The sequence below is a fragment of the Actinoplanes sp. NPDC048988 genome, assembly GCF_043197815.1.
Classification (GTDB): Bacteria; Actinomycetota; Actinomycetes; order Mycobacteriales; family Micromonosporaceae; genus Actinoplanes.
Window position 1 is genome coordinate 34,347 of sequence record NZ_JBICTW010000002.1, and the last position, 18,808, is coordinate 53,154.

The window sequence follows — 18,808 nt, forward strand, 5'->3', positions numbered from 1 at the left end:
CGGGCAGAATCCGGCTTGAGCATCTGCACATGCGGCATCACGTTCCCCGCGGGCCCGACCCCCTCGCGCGGGGGCGCCCGGCGGTCGCCGCGACCCGGTGACAGTCGAGATCGAGAGAGGACCTGGTGTCCGAGGCGGTGACAGAGAGCGATAGGAAGGTCACCTTCCGCGACCTGTTCGGCGTGCGTGAATACCGTGCGCTCTACCTCTCGTTGATCGTCAACTGGGTCGGCGACTACCTGGCCCGCGCCGCCATCACCGTCCTCGTCTATGAGGAGAGCAAGTCCGTCCTCATGTCGGCGGCGGCGTTCGCGGTCAGCTTCCTGCCCTGGGTCGTCGGCGGGCCGCTGCTGGCCACACTGGCCGAGCGGTACCCGTACCGCCGGGTCCTGATCATCGCCGACCTGTTCCGCATGGTCGTCATCGCGCTGCTGCTCATCCCCGGCGTACCCATCCCCGTCATGCTTCTGCTGGTCTTCCTGGCCAGCCTCGGCACGCCACCGACCCAGGCCGCCCGCTCGGCCCTGCAACCCCTGGTCGTCGGGCGCGACAAGCTGCCCATCGCGGTCGCCACCAACGCCACGACCGTGCAGGCGGCCCAGGTGTTCGGATACATGGCCGGCGCCGCGCTGGCCACGACGATCAACCCGCAGGTGGCCCTGGCCATCGACGTCGTCACCTTCGCGCTGTCGGCCGCCCTGATCACCTGGGGCGTGCGGCCCCGGCCGGCCGCGTGGGACAAATCCGACCGCCGTCACCTGCTCCGCGAGTCGGGTGAGGGCTTCCAGCTGGTCTTCGGCACGGCGACGCTGCGCTCGATCGCGATCATGGTCTTCGTTCTGACGATGTTCGCCGTGGTGCCCGAGGGCCTGGCCGCCGCGTGGGCCGCCGAGGCCGACCCGGACTCGGCCACCCGCGGCCTCGACCAGGGCCTGATCATGGCGGCCGGCCCGATCGGCTTCGTCGTCGGCGGCCTGCTGATCAGCCGGCTCGCCGGTAACGACCTGCGCGACCGGCTGGTACGGCCGCTGGCCGTGCTCTCCGCGCTCGTGCTCGTGCCGTCCCTGGCCGGCCCGCCGGCTCCGATGGTGGCCGTGCTGGTGGCGCTCTCCGGGATGGCCCAGGGCGGTGTGACCCCGACACTGAACGCCCGATTCGTGCTCATCCTGCCGCACGGGTACCGCGCCCGGGCGTACGGCGTGATGCAGACCGGCATGCAGCTCAGCCAGTTCGCCGCCGTCATGGTCACGGGCCTGCTGGCCGACCACTTCTGGCTGCCGATGGTGGTCGGCCTGTGGAGCGTCGGCGGCACGGTGGCGATGGGCGTACTGGCCGCGAGCTGGCCCAGCCGGGAGACGTTCGCGGCGGCCACCCAGCAGGCGTCGCCCGAGCACGAGCATCACGGCCGTCACAGGGCCGTGGCCTGACCGCCGCGGCGGGCGGCTGGCAGGATGGAACGGTGACCGACCCCGCCAACTTCTTCGAAGCCGTCGGTGGCGAGCCCACGTTCCGGCGTCTGGTCGACCGGTTCTACGAGGGCGTCGCCGACGATCCCCTGCTGCGCCCGATGTACCCGGAAGAGGACCTGGGCCCGGCCGCCGACCGGCTGACCCTGTTCCTCATGCAGTACTGGGGCGGCCCCAACACGTACTCGGCCTCCCGCGGCCATCCCCGCCTGCGCATGCGCCACGCGCCCTTCGTGGTCGACTTCGCGGCCCGCGACGCCTGGCTCAAACACATGCGCGACGCGGTCGACAGCCTGGAACTCCCGAAGCCCCTACATGACCAGCTTTGGGACTATTTGGAGCGAGCAGCCCATTTCATGGTTAACGCTTGAGCTGCTGGCTCCGCTTCGCTCCGCGGGCGATCGCCTTGTAACCGGTGATCGCAGATCGTGTCCGTTATGACTCCATAGTCGTTGAGCGGTAGGTAAATACGCTGCTCAACTGACCTGGAGCCTTTCGCATGCGTCGCCGCTTGCTCGCCGCCGCCACCATCGCCGCCGCCGCTGTGGCGTGCGCGCATCCCGCCGCGGCCGACCTTGCCCAGCCCACCATCGTGTCCCCGAATCCGGTGGACTTCACCCCGCACGTCCTCGACGGCACGGTCTGGTCGATGACCATCGTCGGCGACACGGTGGTGGTCGGCGGCGCCTTCACCAAGGTCACCGACAGCACCCGCCGGACCACCTTCGCCCGCAAGAACATCTTCGCGTTCGGGCTCAACGACGGCGCCGTCCGCGGCTTCGCGCCGCAGGTCGACGGCGCGGTCTACGCCCTGACGGCCGGCGAGGACGGCACGGTGTACGCCGGCGGTGCCTTCAAGACCGTCAACGGGACGGCCCAGCGCGGCCTCACCCGCCTCACCATGGGCGGGCAGCGGGTCAGCGCGTTCAACGCCAAAATCAACTGGGGCGACATCCGGTCGCTGAACGCGCGAGGTTCCCGGTTGTACGCGGCGGGCACGTTCTCCGCGATCAACGGCGTCAACCGGGCCGGGCTGGCCCGCCTCAGCGCCGCCACCGGCGCCGTGGACAGCGGATTCGACGCCAAGCTGACGGCGCCGGGGCTGAGCCGCACCCGGGTCGAGCACTTCGACATCTCGCCCGACGGGCGGAAGCTGGTGGCGGTGGGTGCGCTGCTGAGGGCCAGCGGGTACGACCGTACGCAGATCGCGATGTTCGATGTGTCGGGGCCGTCGGCGCAGCTGACGAGCTGGTACACGGACGCGTACAAGCCGCAGTGCATGAAGGGCTTCGACACGTACCTGCGGCAGGTGAAGTTCTCGCCGGACGGGTCCTACTTCGTGGTGGCGGCAACAGGGCGGGCCAGCTCGCCGGATCGGCTGTGCGACTCGGCGGCCCGGTTCGAGGTGGCGGGCTCGGGGCGGCACAACCCCACGTGGGTGCAGCGGACCGGCGGGGATTCGCTGTACGCGGTCGCGGTGACCGGATCCGCGGTCTACCTGGGCGGGCACCAGCGGTACTTCGACAACCCGTACGGCTCGGACGCCAAGGGCCCTGGCCCGGGCGCGGTCTCCCGGCCGGGCATCGGTGCGGTCAGCCCGGCGACGGGGCGGTCGCTCACCTGGAACCCGACGCGGTCGCGCGGGGTGGGGGTCCGGGTCTTCGTGGTGCACTCGCGAGGACTGCTGGTGGGGTCGGACACGGACCAGCTGGGGCGGGAGTACCACGGGCGGGTCGGGATGTTCCCGCTTGGCTGAGCTGGGTGCATGCGGCTGCTGAGCTGGCTGGCTTCGCTTCGCTCAGCGGGCGATTTGCCCCTGGGAGGTTGATGGAGAGGTGGGGGGGGGGGGGGGGGGGGGGGGGGGGGGGGGGGGGGGGGGGGGCCGCCCCCCCCCCCCCCCCCGCCCCCCCGCCCCCCCCCCCCCCCCCACCTCTCCATCAACGGGGCAAATCGCGGGCCGCTCACAAGGGTGGCAGCGCCATGGAGTCTTGACCGGCTTGGGTGGGGCTCGGGCTGGGGCCTCTTGTTGGAGGGGCAGCGCCGGAGAGCTAGAGCAGGGCGCCCTCGTCGTGTAGCCAGTCCACGAAGCTGGTGGCTACGGCGGCGCCGCAGTCCAGGAGCTCTACCAGGAGGGCGTCGTGAGTGCCGGCGGCCAGGGGTACCTGGAGTTCGGCGTAGATGGGGAGCTGGGCTCGTTCGGTGGGGTCGCCCACGTAGGCCTTGCAGAAGCGGCGGGTGTGGTTCCACTCGTTCACCACTCGGTAGGCGCGGTCGGCCCAGTCCGGGGGGACCGTCGAGTGGGGGCGGGCGCGCATGACGAGGATTTCGTCGTCGGGGCCCTCCAGGGTGAACAGCACCGCGTGCCGCTCCCACATGGCCAGCAGACTGCCGCCGCCGTCGGCCAGGAAGCGGATGTCGAGCAGGTCGAGCGCCTTGCCGATGCGGGCCAGCGTCACCGGCGCGACCGTTTCGGGTTCCTCGGAGCCGGCCGTCTCGACCGGGACCGGAAGCCGGCCGGGCTCTCGTTGGGCCGGTACGCCGACCCGTACGGCACTGCGAACCGCCGAATTGTCGTCGGCCTCCGCCGGGTTACCCGCGGCCGAGCCCGGACGCCATGACCACCACGGCATCTTTGTGCACCTCACTCCCCAGCAGACCCACCGCCGGACGTAGCGAGTGGATCCGAGGGCCGACGGTACCCGTAGGTTTCGCGGAGGTCATCCCCCCAACCGGAGGGCGCAACCGGTCGTCCGATACGGCATCACCCTTTCGGGTGATCGACTATAGGCATAACGGTCAATTTCTGAACGGCCTGTAGCCACGCCACTCCATATGGTGCAGAAAGTCCCACCCAGCGTCCGGACACCCGTACGCGCGTCGACGGGCCCTCAGTGTCTCCCGGGCCGAGGAAACCCATCCGGGAGATCGCCTGAACGAGTCGCTGGGACACCTCGACCGGGCGGCCGCCGGGCGGCGGCGTCACGACGAGGGCGACGTGGTCGAGAAGGGCGTCCCGGACCGCGCGCTGGCCGACCGAGCGTCCGCTGAGACCGGTCGCCGTCACCTCGCGCAGCGTTCCGGCGGCCGCGGCGGCCAGGCGGCTCAGCTCGGCCCCGGAGACCGACTCGACGGTCTCGCCGCCGGGCGTGGGCAGCGGCCAGCGCCACTGGGCGTCGCGCAGCGGCGGCAGCTCGTCTCCCCCGCGGGCCAGCACGTCCAGCAGCTCACGGGCGGCCACAGTGGCGTCCCGCGGACCGTCGCCGGCCACCTCGCGGGTCACCAGCACGTCCCAGGGAAGCCGGGCCCACAGCGCCACCCGGCCGCCGGAGGTCTTCAGGCGTACGGGGGCGCCGGGGTCGAGCCGGACCAGACGGGCGAGGAAGGCGCCCGCGTCGGGGACACCGACCAGGCCGTGCGAGCTCATGACGCGACGTACGGTCGCAGGAAGTCTTTCTCGGCCTGGCTCAAGCGCCGGGGGTGGCCCTCGGCCAGGTGGTACGGCACGCAGACCGACTTGGCCCGGCTGGCCAGCACGTCGCCGTCGAACAGCTCGTACGCGACGGTGAACGCCGCGGCGCGCACCTCGGAGATCCACATCTCGATGCGCACGGGATCGCCGTAGTCGACGGGACGCAGGTAGTCGACCTCGTGGCGGGCGATGACGATGCCCTCCTCGAACGACCCCAGGCCGTGCTTGCGCGCGCCGACGAAGAACATGGCGACGCGCGCCTCCTCGTACAGGGTGAGGAAGCGCGCGTTGTTCACGTGCCCGTACGCGTCCATGTCGGACCAGCGCACGGGCACGTCGTACGTAAATCGCTCAGTCACGAGTGAGCTTGCGGTACGTGACGCGGTGCGGGCGGGCGGCGTCGGCGCCGAGGCGGTCGATCTTGTTCTTCTCGTACGCCTCGAAGTTGCCCTCGAACCAGAACCACTTGTCGGGGTCCTCGTCGGTGCCCTCCCACGCGAGCATGTGGGTGGCGACCCGGTCGAGGAACATCCGGTCGTGGGAGATGACCACGGCGCAGCCGGGGAACTCGAGCAGCGCGTTCTCCAGGCTGGACAGCGTCTCGACGTCGAGGTCGTTGGTCGGCTCGTCGAGCAGGATCACGTTGCCGCCGATCTTCAGCGTCAGCGCCAGGTTGAGGCGGTTGCGCTCACCACCGGAGAGCACCTTGACCGGCTTCTGCTGGTCGGGGCCCTTGAAGCCGAACGCCGCCACGTACGCCCGGGACGGCATCTCGACCTTGCCGACCATCAGGTGGTCGAGACCGTCGGAGACGACCTCCCACACTGTCTCGTCGCCGCCCAGCCCCTCACGGTTCTGGTCCACGTACGACAGCTTCACCGTCTCGCCGATGCGGACGCTGCCCTCGTCCGGCTTCTCCAGCCCGACGATGGTCTTGAACAGCGTGGTCTTGCCGACGCCGTTCGGGCCGATGATGCCGACGATGCCGTTTCGCGGCAGCGAGAACGACAGGTGGTCGATCAGCGTACGGCCGTCGAAGCCCTTGACCAGGTCCTTGGACTCGATGACCGTGCTGCCCAGGCGCGGGCCCGGCGGGATCTGGATCTCCTCGAAGTCCAGCTTGCGGGTCTTCTCCGCCTCGCTGGCCATCTCGTCGTACCGGTCGAGACGGGCCTTGCTCTTGGTCTGGCGGGCCTTGGCGTTCGAGCGGACCCACTCGAGCTCCTCGGTGAGGCGCCGCTTGAGCTTCGCGTCCTTGCGGCCCTCGACCGCGAGACGCTGGGCCTTCTTGTCGAGGTACGTCGAGTAGTTGCCCTCGTACGGGTACGTGCGGCCGCGGTCGAGCTCGAGGATCCAGTTGGCCACGTTGTCGAGGAAGTACCGGTCGTGGGTGATGGCGATGACCGTGCCGGCGTACTTCGCGAGGTGCTGCTCCAGCCAGCTCACGCTCTCGGCGTCGAGGTGGTTGGTGGGCTCGTCGAGCAGCAGCAGGTCGGGCGCCTCGAGCAGCAGCTTGCAGAGCGCCACGCGGCGGCGCTCACCACCCGAGAGCTGGGTGACGTCGGCGTCCGGCGGCGGGCAGCGCAGCGCGTCCATGGCCAGCTCGAGCTGGGAGTCGAGGTCCCAGGCGTTGACGTTGTCGAGCTGCTCCTGGAGCTTGCCCATCTCCTCCATCAGCTCGTCGGTGTAGTCGGTCGCCATCTCTTCGGCGATCTTGTTGAACCGGTCGAGCTTGGCCTTGGTCTCGGCGACGGCCTCCTCGATGTTGCCGAGGACGGTCTTGGAGTCGTTGAGCGGCGGCTCCTGCGCGAGCATGCCGACGGTGTAGCCGGGCATCAGCCGGGCCTCGCCGTTGCTCAGCGTCTCGATGCCCGCCATGACCTTGAGCAGCGTGGATTTACCGGCGCCGTTCGGGCCGACCACACCGATCTTGGCGCCGGGCAGGAAGTTCAGCGTCACGTTGTCGAGCACGACCTTGTCGCCGTGCGCCTTGCGCGCCTTTTCCAGGACGTAGATGAACTGGGCCACGGTGCGCCCTACCTCCGTGATCGTTGAGTTGCGCCACATGACTGCGCGCAGAATGCCGGGGCAATCTTTCCAGGTCGCCCGCCGACTCCCTAACTCAACCCCGCCCAGGCGTCAAGGATTCCCCGCGTCACTCGAAATCGACGACGTCGTCGACCTGGGTCTTGCGGTTGTCGGTGAAGTCGATCTTGAGCTGTTTGCGGGAGATGAAGAACTGGGTGCCGTCGCTGGCCGCGGTCGCCTCGTACGCCGCCTCACCGGTCTGGACGGTGTCGGTCAGGAGCAGGCCGTTGACGCCCTGCACGAGCTCCTTCTTCTCGCCGCCGGTCTTGCTCTGGTAGAACAGCCGGCCGGCCGGGTCCTGGCAGATCCAGATGACGGTGCCGCGGTCGGTCACGTACCGGTGGAGGCGGCGCAGCTCGTCCGAGAAGCCCAGGCTGCGCGCCTTGGCCAGGGTCTCCGACGGGCACAGGTCCTCGGGCGCGACGGCCGGCGCCGCCGGGGACACGCTCTCCTGAGGCTGCTGGTTCTGCTGTTGCTGCTGCTCACGCTCGTGAGCCTCGTCCCGGCGCTGCTTCTCGCCGAGCACGAATCCGGTGGTCATTCCGATGATCGTGAGGAAAACGGTGGCAATGACCACAGGGAAGAAGATCGGCCGCCGTGGCGGGGAAAGATCATCCGGAGGTGTCACGGGCCCAGAATGACACCCCGCCGCCAACAGGGCCACGGCGGCCATTGAAGACTGGGCACGCCCCGTGCTGCTACGCACAGTAGGCTCACAGGGGGAACAGAAACGACCCGGAGGTGCACTCAGCGTGGCCGAACGAAGTTCCTTCGTCGTAGTCGCCAACCGTCTGCCCGTCGATGAAGTCACCACCCCGGACGGGGAGCGCCAGTGGCGCACGAGTCCGGGCGGCCTGGTCACCGCGCTCCATCCGGTGCTGACCGAGCACGGGGGCACGTGGATCGGGTGGGCCGGTGGCACCGGCGAGGCGCCCGAGCCCTTCGAACTGGAGGGCATCCACATCCACCCGGTGCCGTTGAGCGCGGACGAGCTGGAGCGCTACTACGAGGGCCAGTCCAACGCGACCATCTGGCCTCTCTACCACGACGCCGTCGAGACCCCGGTCTACAAGCGGCGCTGGCGCGAGACCTACCGCCTGGTCAACCAGCGCTTCGCGCAGGCCGCGGCCGAGGTGGCCGACGACGGCGCGACCGTCTGGGTGCAGGACTATCAGCTCCAGCTGGTGCCGGCCATGCTGCGGGAGCTGCGCCCCGACCTCAAGATCGGGTTCTTCCTGCACATCCCGTTCCCGCCGATCGAGCTGTTCATGCAGATGCCGTTCCGGGCCGAGGTGCTGCGCGGCCTGCTCGGCGCCGACCTGGTCGGCTTCCAGCAGCGGCTCGCGGCGCAGAACTTCGTACGGCTGGCCCGGCACCTTCTGGGTCTGCGCTACGAGGGCCAGTCGATCCAGGTGGACGGCCGCAAGGTCAAGGCGGGCGCCTTCCCGATCAGCATCGACACCCGCGAGATGGAGCGGATGGCCGCCGACCCCAAGGTCCAGGCCCGCGCCAAGGAGATCCGGGCCGAGCTCGGCGACCCCAAGACGATCATCCTGGGCGTCGACCGGCTCGACTACACCAAGGGCATCGAGCTGCGCCTCAAGGCGTTCCGCGAGCTACTGGCCGACGGCAAGCTCAAGGTCGGTGACGCGGTGATGGTGCAGGTGGCGACCCCGAGCCGGGAGCGCGTCGAGCACTACCAGACGCTGCGGGTCAAGGTCGAGCGCGAGGTCGGCCGGATCAACGGCGAGTTCGGCAAGGTCGGCGTGCCGGCCGTGCACTACCTGCATCAGTCGTACAGCAAGCAGGAACTGGCCGCGATGTACGTGGCGGCCGACGTCATGATGGTGACCCCGCTCCGCGACGGCATGAACCTGGTCGCCAAGGAGTACGTGGCGTGCCGGGCCGACACCGGCGGGGCGCTGGTGCTCAGCGAGTTCGCCGGCGCGGCGACCGAGATGCGCCAGGCCTTCCTGTGCAACCCGCACGACCCCGACGGCGTCAAGGACGCGCTGCTGCGGGCCGTCGCGGCCGAGCCGGCCGAGCTGAAGCGGCGCATGCGGGTGATGCAGCGTCACCTGCGTACGCACGATGTGGCGCAGTGGGCCCGGACCTTCCTCGACGCTCTGTCCGAGGCGGCCGGAGGCCGCGAGATCACCGATCAGTCGACGTAAAGACAGAAGGGGTGACCGGCCGGGTCCTGGAAGACCCGGACGGTCTCCTGCGGCTGGAAGTCGGCGAGCGTGGCACCCGCCTGGGTGGCGTGCGCGCACGCCGCTTCCAGATCGTCGACCTTGATGTCGAGGTGGGCGCTCATCTGCGGATCGCCCGGACCGGCCGGCCACACCGGCCGTACGTACTGCTTCTCGGTCTGGAACGAGAGCCCGGCGCCGCCTCCCGGCGCGCCCAGGATCACCCAGTCCGTCTCCTCGGTGGTGATGCTCCAGCCCAGCAGGCGGTGATAGAAGTCCGCCAGCTCTTTGGCGTCCGGAGCGTCCAGAACCGTGCTCGTCAACGTCATCCGCGGCCGTCCGTCCATAGCCACGGTCCTACCCGGTGGGTAGCGGTTCTATACCCCTACGTGAACGACGTCCCCGATGACCACGATGGCGGGCGGGTGGATGCCGGCGCCGGCCGCGTCGGCCGCGATCGAGCCGAGCGTGCCGCGCAGCGAACGCTGGTGAGCCGTCGAGCCCTCCTGCACCACGGCGGCCGGCGTCTCGGCCGAGCGGCCCTCGGCGATCAGGCGCGCCGCGATCTTGGGCAGGTTCTTGAGGCCCATGAGTACGACGATGGTGCCCCGCATCCGGGCCAGCGCCGGCCAGTCGACGAGTGAGGCGTCGCTGTCGGGCGCGACGTGCCCGGAGACCACTGTGAACTCGTGGGCCACGCCCCGGTGGGTGACCGGGATGCCGGCCAGCGCGGGAGCGGCGATCGAGCTGGTCACGCCGGGGACGACGAGCACCGGCACGCCGGCCTGGGCGCAGGCGATGGCCTCCTCGCCGCCACGGCCGAAGACGAACGGGTCGCCGCCCTTGAGCCGCACCACGAACTTGCCCTCGAGCGCCCGCTCGACCAGGATCCGGTTGATCTCCTCCTGGGCCTTCTGCGGCCCGTACGGGATCTTGGCGGCGTCGACGAACTCGACCTCCGGCCGCAGGTCACCCAGCAGCATGCCGGGCACCAGCCGGTCGGCCACCACCACGTCGGCCGCGGCCAGCAGCCGGCGGCCCTTCACGGTGATCAGCTCGGGGTCGCCGGGGCCGGCGCCGACCAGCGCCACGCCCTTGTACTCCTCCGTCGCGGCCGGCGCGCTCTCGAGGGCGTTCGCCACCAGGTCCCGTACGGCCATCGCGCGCCGCCGGTCACCGCCGTCGGTGACCGCGACGGTGACCTGGCCCTGGCGGGTGACCGCGGGCGTCCAGGCGGTCGCGGCCTCCCGGTCGTCGGCGCGGACGCAGAAGATCCGGTGCTCCTCGGCGGCCGCGCTGACCTGCTCGGCCGCCGCCGGATCGTCGATCGCGACGTGCACGAGCCAGGCGCCCTCGACGTCGCCCGGCTCGAAGCGCCGGGCCGTCCAGGTGACCCGGCCGGCGTCGACGAGGCCGTGCAGCGCCGGGCTCAGGTCGGGCGAGACGATCTCGACCCGGGCACCGGCCGCGATCAGGGCGGGGACCCGGCGGGTGGCGACGGCGCCACCGCCGACCATCAGCACCCGGCGGCCGGTGAGCTTGAGACCGAGGGGGTAGACGCTCATTTCTCGGACACTCCCGCGGAGTCGAACGTGGCGACCTCGTGCAGCACCCGGACGGCGGCTTCGACGACCGGCAGCGCGAGCACGGCGCCGCTGCCCTCGCCCAGGCGCATACCGAGGTCGAGCAGCGGCTCCAGGCCCAGGTGGGCCAGGGCGACGGTGGCGCCGGGCTCGGCCGAGCGGTGCCCGGCGACCATGGCGGCGACCGCGTCGGGGGCGAGGGCGGCCGCGGCCAGCGCGGCCGAGGCGGCGATGACCCCGTCGATGATCACCGGGACGCGGCGGGCGGCGGCGCCGAGGATGAACCCGGTGAGCGCGGCGTGCTCGAGACCGCCGACAGCGGCCAGCACGCCCAGCGGATCGCTCTTGTCGGGCCGGTGCAGCGCGAGAGCCCGGGTCACGACCTCGACCTTGTGGTCGAGGGTGGCGTCGTCGATGCCGGTGCCGCGTCCGGTCACCTCGGCCGGGGCGAGGCCGGTGAAGACGGCGGTCAGAGCCGCCGCCGGTGTCGTGTTGGCGATGCCCATGTCGCCGGTGAGCAGGCATTTCGCGCCGTTGTCGACCAGCGCGGCGGCGACGCCGAGGCCGACCTCGACCGCGGCCCGGGCCTCGTCGCGGGTCAGCGCGGGCTCGACGGTCATGTCCCGGGTGCCGCGGCGCACGTTGGCCTCGAGCAGGGTGGCGCCGCCGTGCAGCGGAATGGCCACGCCGACGTCGACCACCATGACGTCCGCGCCGGCCTGGCGGGCGAAGGCGTTGACGACCGCGCCGCCGGCCACGAAGTTGGCCACCATCTGGGCGGTGACCTCCTGCGGCCAGGGGCTGACGCCCTGGGCGTGTACGCCGTGGTCGCCGGCGAAGACCGCGACAGTGGCCGGGGTGGGCATCGGCGGCGGGTTGACCCCGGCCAGCCCGGCCAGCCGAACGGAGAGCTCCTCGAGGGCGCCCAGCGAGCCGGCCGGCTTGGTCAGCCGGGCCTGGTGCTCGCGGGCGGCGGCCATCGCCGGCTCGTCGGCGGGACGGACGGCGGCGAGGGTGTCCTCCAGCGATGCGGTCACGCTTGCTCCTCGATCACGGCGGTCAGGGTCTCGACGAAGGCGTCGGTGGTGGCAGTGTCGCGTACCGCCAACCGCAACCAGTCGGCGCCCAGGCCGGGGAAAGTGTCGCCCCGGCGCACGGCATAGCCGCGTTCCCGCAGCTCCAGCCTGATTTTGTCGGCTCCCTGGATGCGTACGCTAACGAAGGCACTGGCCGGGGCCCCAGCGACCGTGACCTTCGGCACTTCGCCCAGCCTCTTCGTGAGATGAGCTCGGTCGTCCGCGAGGCGGCGGGCGATCTCCCGCTCAGCCGCGACCGCGGTGGGTGACGCGCAGGCCAGAGCGGCGGCCAGAGCGGGCGTCGACACGGCCCAGAGCGGCTGGGCGGCGGCGAGCCGCTTCAGCAGATCGGCCGGGCCGAGCAGGTAGCCGATCCGCAGCCCGGCCAGGCCCCACGTCTTGGTCAGGCTGCGCAGCACGACCAGGCCGGGCAGATCGCGCCGGGACGCGAGCGACTCCGGCTCCCCCGCGACGCCCGGGCGGAACGTGGTGTCGGCGAAGGCCTCGTCGACCACCAGCACCCGGCCCGGGCGGGCCAGCGCGGCGATCTCCTCGGCCGGGTGCAGCACCGAGGTCGGGTTGGTGGGGTTGCCGACGAAGACGAGGTCGGCGTCGTCGGGCACGTCGGCGTTTTGCAGCCGGAAACCGTCTTCCTCGCGCAGCAGCACCCGGTCGACCACGTGGCCGGCGTTGAGCAGCGCGGCCTCCGGCTCGGTGAACTGGGGGTGGACCACGACCGGGTGATTCGCGCCGCGCAGCGCCTGGGCCAGCAGGACGAAGCCCTGGGCGGCGCCGGCGGTCAGCAGGACCTCGCCGGGCTCACGACCATGCCGGGCGGCCACGGCCGCGGTGGCCTTCTCCGCTTGGGGGTACGCCTTCAGGTCGCTCAGCGAGCTCATCAGCGGCTGCGCGAGCCACGGCGGCATCGGCTCGTGCCGGACGTTGACCGCCAGGTCGATCAGACCCGGGGCGACCTCCGTGTCGCCGTGGTGGCCTAGGTCGAGGGACATGGGATCAGAATGCCCGACCGTGATACGCACGTTACTTCGGCTGTTCCGTGAGCAAATAAGAGGTTTTGTCATACCTTCAAGGGGTGGCAGCCGGAAAAGTCGCTCCCCTCGTCCGTGCCGGCCTGATCGCGGGACTCGTGGTCGCCGGCCTCGCCTACCCACTGGCCGCCCTCGCCGGACTCGGCGTCAAGGCGGGCACCGAAGCCCTCGACGGCCTCCCCGAAAAACTCATCGAGGTGCCCAGCGCGCAGACGACCTACGTCTACGCCAACGACGGCAAGACGCTGCTCACCACGTTCTACGAGGAACACCGCAAGCCGGTGAAGATCGCTGACATGTCGCCGTACATCACCCAGGCGATCGTGGCGTCCGAGGACACCCGCTTCTACGAGCACAACGGCGTCGACGCCAAAGGCGTGGCCCGTGCCTTCGTGGCCAACCAGAAAGCCGGCGGCGTCTCCCAGGGTGCGTCGACCCTGACCATGCAGTACGTCCGCATGGCGCTCAGGGACGGCGCGCAGACCCCCAAGGAGGCGCTCGAGGCCACCGAGCAGACCACCTCCCGCAAACTGCGCGAGATGCGGCTCGCCATCGAACTGGAGAAACGGCTCACCAAGCCGGAAATCCTCGAGCGCTACCTCAACTCGGCGTACTACGGCCACCGGGCGTACGGCGTCTTCGCCGCCTCCCAGGTCTTCTTCTCGAAGTCGCCGAAGGATCTGACCCTCACGGAAGCCGCCCTGCTGGCCGGGCTGGTCAAGGCGCCGTCGGCCTACGACCCGGCCACCCAGGACCGGCAGGCCGCCACCGACCGGCGCAACTACGTGATCGACCAGATGCTCAAGATGCGGACCATCACGGCCGCTCAGGCGGCCGACGCGAAACGGGCCAAGATCACGCTGAAGCTGTCGTCGCCGCCGAACGACTGCATCTCGATCGCCGACCCGCACAACGACTGGGGCTTCTTCTGCGACTACTTCAAGTCGTGGTGGAAGGAACAGCCGGCCTTCGGCCGCAGCGTCGCCGACCGCGAGGAGAACCTGCGGCGCGGCGGCTACCGGGTGATCACCTCCATCGACCCCAAGATCCAGTCGTACGCGATGGAGCACGTCCTCGACAAGGAGAAACGTCGCAGCCGCATCGCCCACGGCCAGGTGATCATCGAACCGGGCACCGGCCGGGTGGTCAGCATGGCGGTGAACCGGCGGTACTCCCTTGACCAGTCCGGCAACGAGAAACACAGCCGGTACCGCCACCTGAAAGGCAACTTCCCGAACACGGTGAACCCGCTGCTCGGCGGCGGCTCCATGGCCGGCTACCAGGCCGGCTCGACGTTCAAAATCTTCACGATGCTGGCGGCCCTCGACGAGGGCATGCCGCTGTCGACGTCGTTCTACAGCCCGCAGAGGTTCTACTCGAAATACATCACGGCGCCCGGACCGGCGACATGCGGCGTGCACTGGTGCCCGAAGAACTCGACGTCGTCGATGACCGGCGACCAGACGATGTGGAGCGGCTTCGGCAAGTCGGTGAACACGTACTTCGTGCAGCTCGAACAGAAGGTGGGCGCGGAGAAGGCGGTGAAGATGGCCGAACGGCTCGGCCTGCGCTGGCGTACGGACGTGGACCGGCGGCTGGCGTCACCGGAGCACGCCTCGGGGTGGGGGGCGTTCACGCTGGGGGTGAGCGACGCGACGCCGATCGAGATGGCGAACGTGTTCGCGACCCTGGCCGCCGAAGGCAACTACTGCGAGCCGCTGCCGGTGAAGTCGATCCTCGACCGCACCGGCAAGCCGGCCACCTACCAGGGCAAGGAGATCGCGGCGCCGCGCTGCCACCGGGCGGTCTCGGTCGACGTGGCCCGGGCGGCGACAGACGCGGCCCGCTGCGTGACCGGATACGGGGCGGCGCGGGGAAGCTGCGGCGGGTGGGGCACGTCGGAGATGGTGTACGGGGTCCTGAAGCGGCCGGTGGCGGGGAAGAGCGGAACAACGGACAGCAACAAGACGGCATGGTTCTGCGGGTTCACGCCGCAGTTGGCGGCGGCGGCCTTCGTGGCGGACCCGGACAACCCGGAGAGGAACGTGGGGACAAGCCGGGCGACGGTGTCGAAGTACACCGTGGCGGAGACGTTGAAGGACGCCCTGAAGGGACAGCCTAAGGCGAAGTTCACGCCGCCTTCGGATGCGATCACTTCCAAGGAGAAGCGCGACCGCAACTCGGACGGCGACCGTGATTCCGACCGCGACCGCGACTCCGACTCCGATCGTGATCGCGACTCGTCGGACCACGACGGCCGTGTGTCGGACGCCGGCAACGACTCCGGGCGCCTAAACTCGGGCCAGTCGGAGCGCGACCGCCGACGGCACGCCGACGACTCCGACCGCCGTGACTCCGACCGTCGGGACTCCGACCGGGGCGACACTGACCGGGGCGACACTGACCGGGGCGACATCGACCGCGAGAACCGAGACCGTGACCGGGACGCGGGCCGCCGGCCGGACACCGGGCGCGGCAACTCGGACGACGACTCCGGGCGCCGAAACCCGGGCGACGAGGACAACAACCGCGATTAGCCCTCAGGCGGTCCCTACTCACCCCACCGCAGGATCCCGCCCTCCCAGGGGGCGGCCCCCGATAGGCATTATCCCGGAAAAGCGCGAGATCAGCCGGAGGCGTCGGGCTACTTGTGGACAGCCGGCGCACTGTGGAAACAGCACGGCACGACTGAGCAGCATGGTACGACTGGGCGGCATGGCACGGCCGCTGGCGCAATTGGGCCGCGCGACCGCTAGCGCAGCGGAGCCGCTCCAGCCGCGACGCCGCGCGAGCCCCTGGGGCGGCCGGCACGGCGGATCAGCCGGGGCGGGGCGGCCGGAGCCACGAGCCAGCTGGCGCGGCCGCTGGCACAGCGAAGGAGCCCGACTCGCGAGGCTGCTCGGGTCGGTGGGGCGACTGGCGTGAAGGAACGGCTGGCGGCTGGCGTGGTGGGTAGCTGCCGCGGTGGACGGCGGCGTGGTGGGTAGCTGCCGCGGTGGGCGGCGGCTTGAAGGGCGTTTGATTGGCCGAAGACAGCCGGCGGTCTGGGGGTTGCGTCCGCCGGCTGTGGGTGTCAGGCGGCTGGGGCGGCGGGGCGGCGGCGTGGGGCGCGCCACCTGGCGTCGCGGCCGGAGAGGGCCAGGAGCTGGTCCAGCAAGGTGGCCTCGTCGTCGGGGATGGGGACCACCGGGCCGAAGAGGCCGGGGGTGCCCTCGGGTGGGTATTGCGAGTTGAACTCGATGAGGATTTCGAGGGTTCGTGGGTCGGCGGCGTATTCCTGGCCTGTGGAACGGGCCAGGTCCCAGCCGTGGACGATCAGTTCGGTCATGGCGACGTGGCCCAGGGCGGCCGCGGGCATGGTGACGCCGCCGGCGGCTGACGTGCCTGTCCAGGCGTTCTGTTCTTTCCAGGCGGTGGCCAGATCTTCCAGGAGGACGGGGAGGCGGCTGCGCCAATGGCGGGACAGATGTTGCGCCGAAGGCTCGGGGGGCGGCTCGGAGGTGCCGGGGGCGTCGGCGCGTTTGCGGGCGGTCTGGGTGAAGGCGAAGGACAAGCCCATCAGGTGGTCGAGAAGAGCGGCGACGCTCCAGTCGGGACACGGAGTGGGGACCAGCAGCTCGTGATTGTCGATGCCCAGCAGAAGCGCTCGCAGCACCCGAACCGGCGGGTCGAAGTCCAGCGGCACACGATCGGCCACGGCAGTCCTCCTTCGGGTCGTCCTCGTTACGTTCACGTTACGACCGGGGTGCGACAGTTTCGTGCCTTGCGGAGGGCGTTTTCGCGGTGGTCCGTGCTTTCGGCCTGATCTATGTGGAACGCGCGCGTTTCGGCGGCCGAACTCGCGGCGTTCGGCTGTTGCGCGGCGTCATCCGGATGACCCGAATCAGGTGGGGCGCCCGTACGGGGCTCCGGCTCGCTCAGGAGATGGTGATGTCCACCGTGTCGTTCAGATTGGACGATGACACGGCCGGCGGCTGCTGCGGGATCGGCGGCTGTTGATCAACGGTCGGCCCGGGCGGGCCGGGAAGGTGAGCCGTCTGCTGACCGGGGGAACCCAGGTGTTCGGGACGGCCCGGGTGCGAGATCGGCGGACCTGACTGTACGGGCGTACGAGCCGCCTGCGGCGCCGGTGAACCGGGCTGCTGGAACGGGCCGGGCTCGTGCTGGACCGGCGGCTGCTCGGCCGGCGGTGACTGCGGATGACCGGCCGGCGGCTGGAATGAGATCGGGTGAGCCTGAACCGGCGACGGCTGCGTCGACGCCGGCTGCGGGATGGACGGCACCTGCGGCTGGACCGAGAAGGACTGGGTCGGCAGGGATTCGACCGAGATCGGCTCCGCCGGCAAGGGCTCGACCGGTGACGCCGGCACATGGGGCTGCGGCTGAACAGGCTGAGGCTGAATTGGTTGGCGCTGCTGGGCCTGCGCGTGAGGCTGGGCCGGGGCGTGAGGTTGGGGCTGGGGCGGCATCGGCGGGCGGGACGGCGGGCCCATCGGGGCCGGGCCGGCGAGGGCGGCCGACACGATGCGCTTGGCGATCTCGGGGGCGGCGGCCCAGTGCAGGCCGAGCTGAGACGCGTGCACCTGGCGCCAGACGAAGCCCTCGGGGTTGCCGCCCGACCAGGTCCAGGCCGGGACCGTGCCGGCGCGCGGGGTGACGATCGCGCGGTGCTGCTTGTAGCCGGTGATGCGGGCGCCGGCGGGGGCCAGCGACGACGTGGTCGGCGCCGTGGCCTCGCGGTATCCGGCGATGGTCTGGTCGGCGGTGGTGGCCGACGCGTCGAAGACGCCGCACATCGGGCGGCCGTCGAACTCGCGGCCGAGCCACGGCAGGGCCACGCCCTCGGCGACGACCGGCCAGCCGTCGCGGGCGAACTGGGCGACCGCGGTGCAGAGCCTGCGGTTGGCCGACAGCTCCTCGGCGTACCCCTCGGGAAGGCCGGCGCCGACGATCAGAGCGCGCGTCCCGGCCGGCAGCGACTCGTCGCGCAGAGGGTCGACCACGGCCACGTCCGCGCCCGCGGCCGTCAGGAGCTCGGCTGTCTCGACGTACGTGAAAGGAGCACCCGGACCACCCGCAAGCGCGACCACCGGTCGCTGGTCGAAGACCTCGCCGCCGACGACGTCGGCGGGCGTCCAGATGGGCCCGGGCAGGGCCGGCGCCGAGGACGCGAGGGCCATCAGCCGGTCGAGGTCGAGCGCTCCGGCGACGGCCTCGCCGAGACGGCGGACGGCACGGCTCGCCTCGACCGTACGGTGGGCGACCGGCACCGGGCCGTGCGCGCGGGCCGGAAGCACGTTCGGCAGGTCGCCGCGGCGCAGCGCGCCCAGCACCGGCATGCCGATGTCGTCCAGGGCGGTACGCAGCATCTGTTCGTGGCGCGGCGACGCGACCCGGTTGAGGATCACCCCGCCCAGGTGGACCATCTCGTCGAACATCCGGAAGCCGTGCACGAGCGCGGCCAGCGAGTGCCCCATCGCGGCGACGTCGACGACCAGCACGACCGGGGCGTGCAGGGCGGCCGCGACCGCGGCGGTGCCGTCGATCTCGGGCTGGCCGGTGAGCGAGTCGAACAGGCCCATCGCCCCCTCGATCACCGAGAGTTGCGCGCTGCCGGCACCGTGCAGGAACAGTGGGGCGATGCGCTGGGCGCCGACCAGCCGCGGGTCGAGGTTGCGGCCGGGCCGGCCGGCCGCGAGTCCGAGGTACGCGGCGTCGGTGTGATCCGGGCCGACCTTGAACCCGGCCGCCGGGATGCCACGCGCCGCGGTCGCCGCGAGCAGGCCGACCGCGATCGCGGTCTTGCCGTGCCCGGACGCGGGCGCGCTCACGACCAGACGGGGCTGGGCGCTCATCTATGACTCTCCCGAACGGAATATCGCCTG

Annotated in this window: 15 protein-coding genes and 1 pseudogene; 5 read left to right on the top strand and 11 right to left on the bottom strand. The window is 71.0% G+C overall.

The annotated features are described in order from the left end of the window. The first annotated feature begins 137 nt into the window (after positions 1-137). The 3 genes from ACGFJ7_RS07280 to ACGFJ7_RS07290 all read left to right on the top strand — a co-directional run bounded on the left by ACGFJ7_RS07280 (position 138) and on the right by ACGFJ7_RS07290 (position 3,222). The gene (locus ACGFJ7_RS07280) at positions 138-1,427 is read left to right on the top strand and encodes an MFS transporter (RefSeq protein ID WP_392641367.1); all 1,290 of its coding nucleotides are present in this window, start codon (positions 138-140) and stop codon (positions 1,425-1,427) included. Next, positions 1,424-1,837, top strand: coding sequence for a globin (locus tag ACGFJ7_RS07285; protein WP_392641972.1), 414 nt, complete (start codon positions 1,424-1,426; stop codon positions 1,835-1,837). Before ACGFJ7_RS07280 ends, ACGFJ7_RS07285 begins: the two co-directional genes overlap by 4 nt. A 128-nt stretch (positions 1,838-1,965) precedes the next feature. After that, positions 1,966-3,222 carry a delta-60 repeat domain-containing protein gene (locus ACGFJ7_RS07290; RefSeq protein ID WP_360243799.1) on the top strand — a complete coding sequence of 419 codons (1,257 nt, stop codon included), beginning with the start codon at positions 1,966-1,968 and terminating at the stop codon, positions 3,220-3,222. Positions 3,223-3,514: 292 nt separating this feature from the next. Here the strand turns inward: ACGFJ7_RS07290 and ACGFJ7_RS07295 are convergent, their stop codons facing one another. The 5 genes from ACGFJ7_RS07295 to ACGFJ7_RS07315 form a co-directional block, all read right to left on the bottom strand. Then, on the bottom strand, positions 3,515-4,096 hold the full coding sequence (locus tag ACGFJ7_RS07295) for a YbjN domain-containing protein (RefSeq protein WP_360243802.1): 582 nt from the start codon (positions 4,094-4,096) through the stop codon (positions 3,515-3,517). 131 nt (positions 4,097-4,227) lie between these two features. Continuing rightward, on the bottom strand, positions 4,228-4,890 hold the full coding sequence (locus ACGFJ7_RS07300; protein WP_392641369.1) for a hypothetical protein: 663 nt from the start codon (positions 4,888-4,890) through the stop codon (positions 4,228-4,230). Next, positions 4,887-5,294, bottom strand: coding sequence for a thioesterase family protein (locus tag ACGFJ7_RS07305; RefSeq protein WP_360243808.1), 408 nt, complete (start codon positions 5,292-5,294; stop codon positions 4,887-4,889). Before ACGFJ7_RS07305 ends, ACGFJ7_RS07300 begins: the two co-directional genes overlap by 4 nt. Continuing rightward, on the bottom strand, positions 5,287-6,963 hold the full coding sequence (gene ettA / locus ACGFJ7_RS07310; RefSeq protein ID WP_360243811.1) for an energy-dependent translational throttle protein EttA: 1,677 nt from the start codon (positions 6,961-6,963) through the stop codon (positions 5,287-5,289). Before ettA ends, ACGFJ7_RS07305 begins: the two co-directional genes overlap by 8 nt. Positions 6,964-7,090: 127 nt before the next feature. After that, positions 7,091-7,564: a hypothetical protein gene (locus tag ACGFJ7_RS07315; protein ID WP_360243814.1), complete on the bottom strand. Its 474-nt coding sequence runs from the start codon at positions 7,562-7,564 to the stop codon at positions 7,091-7,093. A 211-nt stretch (positions 7,565-7,775) separates the two neighbouring features. Here ACGFJ7_RS07315 and ACGFJ7_RS07320 point away from each other — a divergent pair, with 211 nt between their 5' ends. Continuing rightward, positions 7,776-9,197, top strand: a complete 1,422-nt coding sequence (locus ACGFJ7_RS07320; protein ID WP_360243817.1) for a trehalose-6-phosphate synthase — start codon at positions 7,776-7,778, stop codon at positions 9,195-9,197. Here ACGFJ7_RS07320 and ACGFJ7_RS07325 read toward each other — a convergent pair. From ACGFJ7_RS07325 to cobC, 4 genes are read right to left on the bottom strand one after another with little or no spacing between them, the layout of a single operon-like run. Next, positions 9,185-9,544 carry a VOC family protein gene (locus ACGFJ7_RS07325; RefSeq protein WP_360243820.1) on the bottom strand — a complete coding sequence of 120 codons (360 nt, stop codon included), beginning with the start codon at positions 9,542-9,544 and terminating at the stop codon, positions 9,185-9,187. The genes ACGFJ7_RS07320 and ACGFJ7_RS07325 overlap by 13 nt on opposite strands. Before the next feature lie 48 nt (positions 9,545-9,592). After that, the gene (gene cobA / locus ACGFJ7_RS07330; protein ID WP_392641372.1) at positions 9,593-10,780 is read right to left on the bottom strand and encodes a uroporphyrinogen-III C-methyltransferase; all 1,188 of its coding nucleotides are present in this window, start codon (positions 10,778-10,780) and stop codon (positions 9,593-9,595) included. Beyond that, the gene (gene cobT / locus ACGFJ7_RS07335) at positions 10,777-11,835 is read right to left on the bottom strand and encodes a nicotinate-nucleotide--dimethylbenzimidazole phosphoribosyltransferase (RefSeq protein WP_392641374.1); all 1,059 of its coding nucleotides are present in this window, start codon (positions 11,833-11,835) and stop codon (positions 10,777-10,779) included. Before cobT ends, cobA begins: the two co-directional genes overlap by 4 nt. Further along, complete coding sequence (gene cobC, locus ACGFJ7_RS07340; protein ID WP_392641376.1) at positions 11,832-12,884, bottom strand: Rv2231c family pyridoxal phosphate-dependent protein CobC; 1,053 nt, start codon at positions 12,882-12,884, stop codon at positions 11,832-11,834. Before cobC ends, cobT begins: the two co-directional genes overlap by 4 nt. Before the next feature lie 65 nt (positions 12,885-12,949). Between cobC and ACGFJ7_RS07345 the strand changes: the two are divergent. After that, a pseudogene (locus ACGFJ7_RS07345) lies at positions 12,950-15,082 on the top strand (transglycosylase domain-containing protein); the annotation flags it as partial. A 914-nt stretch (positions 15,083-15,996) separates the two neighbouring features. Here the strand turns inward: ACGFJ7_RS07345 and ACGFJ7_RS07350 are convergent. Continuing rightward, on the bottom strand, positions 15,997-16,620 hold the full coding sequence (locus ACGFJ7_RS07350) for a TIGR03086 family metal-binding protein (protein WP_360243832.1): 624 nt from the start codon (positions 16,618-16,620) through the stop codon (positions 15,997-15,999). A 220-nt stretch (positions 16,621-16,840) separates the two neighbouring features. Continuing rightward, positions 16,841-18,778, bottom strand: coding sequence for a cobyrinate a,c-diamide synthase (locus ACGFJ7_RS07355; RefSeq protein WP_392641378.1), 1,938 nt, complete (start codon positions 18,776-18,778; stop codon positions 16,841-16,843). Positions 18,779-18,808: the final 30 nt, after the last annotated feature.

Excerpts from the sequence above, each read along its gene's own strand:
- cobC (WP_392641376.1), bottom strand. The coding sequence starts at position 12,884 with ATGTCCCTCGACCTAGGCCACCACGGCGACACGGAGGTCGCCCCGGGT.
- ACGFJ7_RS07300 (WP_392641369.1), bottom strand. The coding sequence starts at position 4,890 with ATGAGCTCGCACGGCCTGGTCGGTGTCCCCGACGCGGGCGCCTTCCTC.
- ACGFJ7_RS07295 (WP_360243802.1), bottom strand. The coding sequence starts at position 4,096 with ATGCCGTGGTGGTCATGGCGTCCGGGCTCGGCCGCGGGTAACCCGGCG.
- ACGFJ7_RS07290 (WP_360243799.1), top strand. The coding sequence starts at position 1,966 with ATGCGTCGCCGCTTGCTCGCCGCCGCCACCATCGCCGCCGCCGCTGTG.
- cobA (WP_392641372.1), bottom strand. The coding sequence starts at position 10,780 with ATGAGCGTCTACCCCCTCGGTCTCAAGCTCACCGGCCGCCGGGTGCTG.
- ACGFJ7_RS07355 (WP_392641378.1), bottom strand. The coding sequence starts at position 18,778 with ATGAGCGCCCAGCCCCGTCTGGTCGTGAGCGCGCCCGCGTCCGGGCAC.
- ACGFJ7_RS07325 (WP_360243820.1), bottom strand. The coding sequence starts at position 9,544 with ATGACGTTGACGAGCACGGTTCTGGACGCTCCGGACGCCAAAGAGCTG.
- ACGFJ7_RS07315 (WP_360243814.1), bottom strand. The coding sequence starts at position 7,564 with ATGACCACCGGATTCGTGCTCGGCGAGAAGCAGCGCCGGGACGAGGCT.